This window comes from Streptomyces lushanensis (assembly GCF_001700515.1).
Taxonomy (GTDB): Bacteria; Actinomycetota; Actinomycetes; order Streptomycetales; family Streptomycetaceae; genus Streptomyces; species Streptomyces lushanensis.
In genome coordinates this window covers 1-5,957 of the sequence record NZ_MAUD01000538.1, presented here as the reverse complement: position 1 = coordinate 5,957, position 5,957 = coordinate 1, and the positions used below count along the sequence as shown (strand labels likewise).

The window sequence follows — 5,957 nt, the reverse complement described above, 5'->3', positions numbered from 1 at the left end:
AGCCGTACACCGTGCCGCTCCTGGAGCGGCACGGTGTACGGCTCGACTCCGTACGGCGGACGGCCTCGCGGGACGGGCGGGCGCTGGATCTGTCGCCCAAGGAGTTCTCGGTGCTCCAGATCCTGCTGGAGGCGGACGGAGCGCCGGTCTCGGCCGAGGAGCTGCTGGAGCGGGCCTGGGACGCGCACGCGGATCCGTTCACCGGGGCGGTACGGGTCTGTCTGAGCAAGCTGCGCGCCAAACTCGGCGAACCTCCGCTGATCCGCACGGTCCAGGGTGTGGGATACGCGCTGTGAGGACGACCACGCTCCCGCCTGCTTCCCGCTCCACCATCCGCACCCGTATAGCGCTCGTGTACGGCGGTGTCTTCGTCGTCCTCGGCGGCTGTCTGCTCACCGTCGTCAATCTGCTGGCCGGCGCGGGCACCCAGAACGAGGCGCAGGAGATGGTCGCCCGGGTGGTGCCCGCCCAGGTGGCGCCGGCGATGCCGGCCGCCTCGGTACGCGGACTGATCGGCGAGCAGCGGATCGCGCCCCTCACCGTCTACCGGCTCACCGACAATGTCACCGACGCGGCCTCGGACGAGATGCTCTTCTGGTCGGCCGCCGCGCTGCTGGTGATGGCGGCGTGCGCGGTGGTGGTCGGCTGGTGGACGGCGGGACGGGTGCTGCGGCCGGTGCACGCGATGACGGCGAAGGCCCGCCGGCTCTCTGAGCACAATCTCCACGAGCGGATCGGTGCGAGCGGTCCCGACGACGAGCTGAAGGAACTCGGCGACACGCTGGACGCGCTGCTGGCACGGCTGGAGAAGGCCTTCGACAGCCAGCGCCGGTTCATCGCCAACGCCTCGCACGAGCTGCGGACGCCGCTGGCGACGCAGCGCGCCGCGATCCAGGTCGGCCTGGACGACCTGTGCTCGCCGGACGAACTGGCCCGTACGAAGCAGACGTTGCTGGACAACAACCGGCGCAGCGAACAGCTCATCGAAGGGCTGCTGGTGCTGGCGCGCAGCGAGCGCGAGGTGGACGACCAGGAGCTGGTCGATCTGGGCGAGGCGGTGACGGAGGAGGCGGCCCGCTTCGGTCTGGACGGGGCCGTGTCGGTCGCCGGCGCGGAGGTGGTCCGGGGGAACCGGCTGCTGCTCGGTCAGCTCGTGGGCAATCTGCTGGCCAACGCGGTGACGTACAACGTGCCCGACGGGACGGTGGACGTCGAGGTCGGCGGCACCGTGCTGGTGGTGCGGAACACCGGGCCCGTGGTGGCGCGGGACGACATCCCGGCGCTGTTCGAGCCGTTCCGGCGCGGGGAGGGCCGCGACCGGATGGGCCGGGGCGCCGGGCTCGGTCTGTCCATCGTGCGCTCGATCGCGGTGGCGCACGGCGGGAAGGTCACGGCGGCGCCGGGCGGCTCGGGCGGCGGGCTGGAGGTCACCGTGACGCTGCCGCCGGCCGCGTCGGGATGACGCGGGCCGGCGGCAGCGGGGGTTCGCTCCGCTTCGCGCAGGGTCAGCCGGTGCGGGCGGCCCGCCAGGCGGTGAGCACCTCGCCGTAGAACGCGCCGTCGGGCAGCTCGCCCGGGACGGGGCCCGCGTGCAGGAAGCCGACGTTCTCCGTGGCCGCGTCCGCGCCGAGCCTGCGCGCGAAGTCGAAGCCCTTGGCGTCCTCCTCGCCGAATGCCACGATCTGCCAGAAGAACGGCAGCTCGGCCGCGTCGGCGAAGGCCTGCTCGGCGGCGCGGACGGCGTTGGGCGCGCCGTCGGTCTGGAAGATCACCAGCGCGGGCCCGGTGGAGCCGGACTTCTCGTGGAGCGCCACGACCTCCTCGACCGCGAAGTGGTAGTGCGTGCGTCCCATCCGGCCGAGGGAGCCGTGCAGTTCGTCGACCTTGCCCTCGTACGAGCCGAGGCCGAGCTCGCCGGTCCCGTCGATCTCGGTGGAGAAGAACACGACGGGTACGGTCGCGTCGGCGTCGAGATGCGCGGAGAGCGCGAGTGCCTGCTCGCCGAGGTGCTGGGCGCTGCCGTCCTTGTAGTACGGGCGCATGGACCCGGACCGGTCCAGAACCAGATACACGGTGGCCCGCTCCCCGGTGAGCCCGAGCTTCTTGAGCGCGGCCCCGGCGGCCTTGTAGTGCTCGACCAGCCCGGGGGCGAGGGACTTGACCCGTGCGAGGGAGAGCGCGGCCCGCCCGCCGGCCGCGGGTGCCGGCGCCGTCCCGGCCACGGCCGGAACGTCCGCCTCCGGCAGGGGTGTCGTGACGGGCGCGGGGACGGGAGCCGGCTCGGTACCGCCGTCGGCCGCGGGTGTGGGCCGCGGGTCGGCCACGGCGGGAACGTCCGCCTCCGGTACGGGCGTTGCCTCTGCCTCGGCGGCGGGGGCCGACCGCGGGAGGGCGTCGGCCGGGAGTACGGGCTCGGGCTCGGGCTCGGGCTCGGTCGGTACGTCCGCCACCGGGGCGGCCTCGGGCTCGGGGGCCGGTACCCCGGCGTCGGCGGTGAGCGCGGACGCCGTCCCGGCCACGGCCGGAATCCCCGTCTCCGGCAGGGGTGTTGCCCCGGGCTCGGAGGCGGGGGCCGTCCCGCCGCCGGCCGCGGGTGTGGGCCGCGGATCGGCCGGGGCCGAAATCCCCGTCTCCGGTACGGGCGTTGCCTCGGTCTTGGCCGTGGGCGCGGGCTCCGGGGGCGTTACCGCGGGGATCTCCGCCTCCGGCAGCGGCGTCAGGTCCGGTTCCGCCGATGTCTGGGCCGGGACCGTCGGCGTGGCCCGGGGCTCCTCGGGCTCGGGGGTCAGGGCGCGGGAGATCTGGGGCGGCACGCTCGGATCCGCTTCCGGGGCACGCGGGTTGTCGAAGGCCGCGGCCACCAGGTCCGCAGCCGCCGCCTCCGCCGACAGCGCCGGCCCCGGCGTCCCCGCCTCCACCGGCGCCTCAGCCTCCCCCGGCGCCGGTACGGTCGCGCCCTTGTCGGCTCCCGCTGCCCCGGCCGTCTCCGCCGCCGTGCCGGCCGCGTCCGTCACGACGGCCGCTTCCGCCGGCTTCGTACCGGCGGTCTGCGAGGGCACCGAGGCCGCCCGCTGGTTGCGCTCCTCCGCACGGTCGCGTCCGAACACCTTGCGCAGCAAGCTCCGAATGCCCATGGGCGAGGCCTTTCAGATCAGTTGGGTGCGGTGTCCGCCGCCGGGGAAAATGGCGCATCCCTGGCCACGGCGGATACGTAAGGTTAGCGGCCACCCCGGTGATCCACGGCAGGGGCGGCCTCCGCGGGCCGCACGGGCCCCACGTATGGGCGAGGACGGCACCGGCCTCCCGTCCCCCACCCGCACCCCGTCCGCCCAGGCGCGCCATTACCCTCTCCCGACCACCACGTCGTCTCGCGTTCATTTTTCGTTCACTGCGCCGCCGCCGTCATGGTGGCCGCTCCCCCTACCGTCACGGCCGAGACATCCCGACAGCCTGTCGGACATGTCGGCGCGGGGCGCGCCGAGACCACCACACCCACCGGAGGCGAAAGTGCGCAAACTGCTGCCGCTGCTGAACTCACACCCGGGCGGACGTTCCGCTCTGACCTGTCGTTACCGCTGCGGCGACGCGTGTTTCCACGAAGTCCCCAACAAGAGTGACAACGAGTACGTCGGCGACATCATTGCCGGTGCCATGTCAAGACGTTCGATGGTGCGTGCCGCCGCCGTCGTGACCGTCGCCGCCGCCGCGGGCACCGCGGTCGTCGTCGGTGGCCCCGGTGACTCCGTCGCCTCCGCGACCCCGCTGAGCGGCGGCAAGGGCCACGGCCACACGCCCGCCCCCGACGGCGCCCGCGGCCTCCGCTTCACCCCGGTCGCCCCGAATGTGGCGGACCAGGTCACGGTTCCCTCCGGCTACAGCCAGAACCTCGTGATCCGCTGGGGCGACCCGATCCTGCGCGGCGCCCCGGCCTTCAACCCGGACCGGCAGACCGCCAAGGCACAGGCCGGCCAGTTCGGTTACAACAACGACTTCCTGAGCCTGCTGCCCCTCAAGGGCGAGCGCGACCGTCAGGTCCTCGTGGCCAACCACGAGTACACCGACGAGATCCTGATGTTCAAGGGCTACAACCCCGCCGCCCCGACCCGCGAGCAGGTCGAGATCGCCTGGGCCGCCCACGGTCTCTCCGTCGTCGTGGTCGAGGAGGACCGCAGGAGCGGCAAGCTCACCGCCGTCTCCCGCCACGAGCTCAACCGCCGCCTCACCGCCACCAGCAAGTTCGAGCTGACCGGACCGGCCGCGGGCAGCGAGCTGCTGCGCACCTCCGCCGACCGCACCGGCAGCCGCGTCCTCGGCACGCTCAACAACTGCGCCGGCGGCACCACCCCTTGGGGCACCACGCTCCACGGCGAGGAGAACTTCAACCAGTACTTCGCCAACGGCTCCAGTCCCACCGACCTGCGCTACGGCGTCGGCACCGGCGCCACCGAGCGCAAGTGGGAGCTGTTCGACAAGCGCTTCGACCTCAAGCAGGAGCCGAACGAGATCCACCGCCACGGCTGGGTCGTCGAGCTGGACCCGTACGACCCCGACTCGACGCCCAAGAAGCGCACCGCCCTCGGCCGCTTCAAGCACGAGGCCGCGCAGCCCCGTCTGACCGCCGACGGCCGCCCGGTCATCTACATGGGCGACGACGAGCGCTTCGACTACCTCTACAAGTTCGTCTCCTCGAAGCGGATGAAGAAGGGCAACAGCCGTGCCGACCACCAGCACAACCTGACGCTGCTGGACGAGGGCACGCTGTATGTCGCGAAGCTGACCGGCGACAGCCCGGCGGGCGAGCTCGACGGCTCGGGCAAGCTCCCCAACGACGGTGAGTTCGACGGCTCCGGCGTGTGGATCCCGCTGGCCACCGGCGATGTCTCGCACGTCCCGGGCATGACCGCCGACGAGGTGTACATCTTCACGCGCCTCGCGGGCGACAAGGTCGGCGCCACCAAGATGGACCGTCCCGAGGACGTCGAGCCGTCGCCGCGCACCGGCCGTGTCTATGTCGCGCTGACCAACAACACCGACCGCGGCAAGGCCGGCAAGGAGGGCCCCACCGAGCCCAACCCCCGCAACGCCAACAAGCACGGCCACATCCTGGAGCTGGCGGAGAACTGGGACGACCCGGCGAGCGACGGCTTCGCCTGGCGGCTCTTCCTGGTCGCGGGCGACCCGGCCGACCCGGCCACCTACTTCGCGGGCTTCCCCAAGGAGAAGGTCAGCCCCATCTCCTGCCCGGACAACGTCGCCTTCGACCCGCACGGCAACCTGTGGATCTCGACGGACGGCAACGCGCTCGGCACGCACGACGGTCTCTTCGGCGTGGCGACGCAGGGCGAGCGGCGCGGTGAGCTGAAGCAGTTCCTGACCGTGCCCAACGGTGCCGAGACCTGTGGCCCGGTCATCCAGGAGCGGCGTGTCCTGGTGGCCGTGCAGCACCCGGGCGAGATCACCGGCGCGACCGTCGAGCAGCCCGCGAGCGCGTGGCCGGACGGACCGGGCAAGATGGTCCGCCCCTCGGTCGTGGCGGTCTGGCGCAAGGACGGCGGCGACATCGGCGTCTGACCGACGCCCGCCCGCACGGCACTTGAGCTCTGGGACCTCCGTCCGCACGGCTCCGGTGCCGTAGGGCCCCCGCCCGTACGGCACGTGAGCTCCAGGGCCTGCGCCCCCCCCGGCTCCGGAGCCGTAAGGGCCCCCGTCCCAGAGCTCAAGTGCCGTGCGGGCGGGCGTCGGTCAGACGCCGATGTCGCCGCCGTCCTTGCGCCAGACCGCCACGACCGAGGGGCGGACCATCTTGCCCGGTCCGTCCGGCCACGCGCTCGCGGGCTGCTCGACGGTCGCGCCGGTGATCTCGCCCGGGTGCTGCACGGCCACCAGGACACGCCGCTCCTGGATGACCGGGCCACAGGTCTCGGCACCGTTGGGCACGGTCAGGAACTGCTTCAGCT

Annotated in this window: 4 protein-coding genes and 1 pseudogene; 3 read left to right on the top strand and 2 right to left on the bottom strand. The window is 72.9% G+C overall.

The features are described from left to right. Both BFF77_RS30955 and BFF77_RS30950 read left to right on the top strand, forming a co-directional pair. On the top strand, positions 1-296 hold a 296-nt coding region (locus tag BFF77_RS30955; RefSeq protein WP_141698580.1), incomplete at its 5' end, for a winged helix-turn-helix domain-containing protein. Next, positions 293-1,462 carry a sensor histidine kinase gene (locus BFF77_RS30950; RefSeq protein ID WP_066956678.1) on the top strand — a complete coding sequence of 390 codons (1,170 nt, stop codon included), beginning with the start codon at positions 293-295 and terminating at the stop codon, positions 1,460-1,462. The genes BFF77_RS30955 and BFF77_RS30950, both read left to right, overlap by 4 nt. A 43-nt stretch (positions 1,463-1,505) precedes the next feature. Here the strand turns inward: BFF77_RS30950 and BFF77_RS30945 are convergent, their stop codons facing one another. Then, a complete protein-coding gene (locus BFF77_RS30945; protein WP_107422300.1) occupies positions 1,506-3,134 on the bottom strand; it encodes a VWA domain-containing protein in 1,629 nt (542 codons plus the stop codon). Positions 3,135-3,507: 373 nt separating this feature from the next. On the opposite strand from BFF77_RS30945, the gene BFF77_RS30940 reads away from it, so the two are divergent. Beyond that, positions 3,508-5,571, top strand: a complete 2,064-nt coding sequence (locus BFF77_RS30940) for a PhoX family protein (RefSeq protein ID WP_066956676.1) — start codon at positions 3,508-3,510, stop codon at positions 5,569-5,571. 171 nt (positions 5,572-5,742) lie between these two features. On the opposite strand, the pseudogene BFF77_RS30935 reads toward BFF77_RS30940, so the two are convergent. After that, positions 5,743-5,957 (bottom strand): annotated as a pseudogene (locus BFF77_RS30935) (DUF839 domain-containing protein); the annotation flags it as partial.

Coding starts and splice junctions, on each gene's coding strand:
- BFF77_RS30945 (WP_107422300.1), bottom strand. CDS start 3,134: ATGGGCATTCGGAGCTTGCTGCGCAAGGTGTTCGGACGCGACCGTGCG.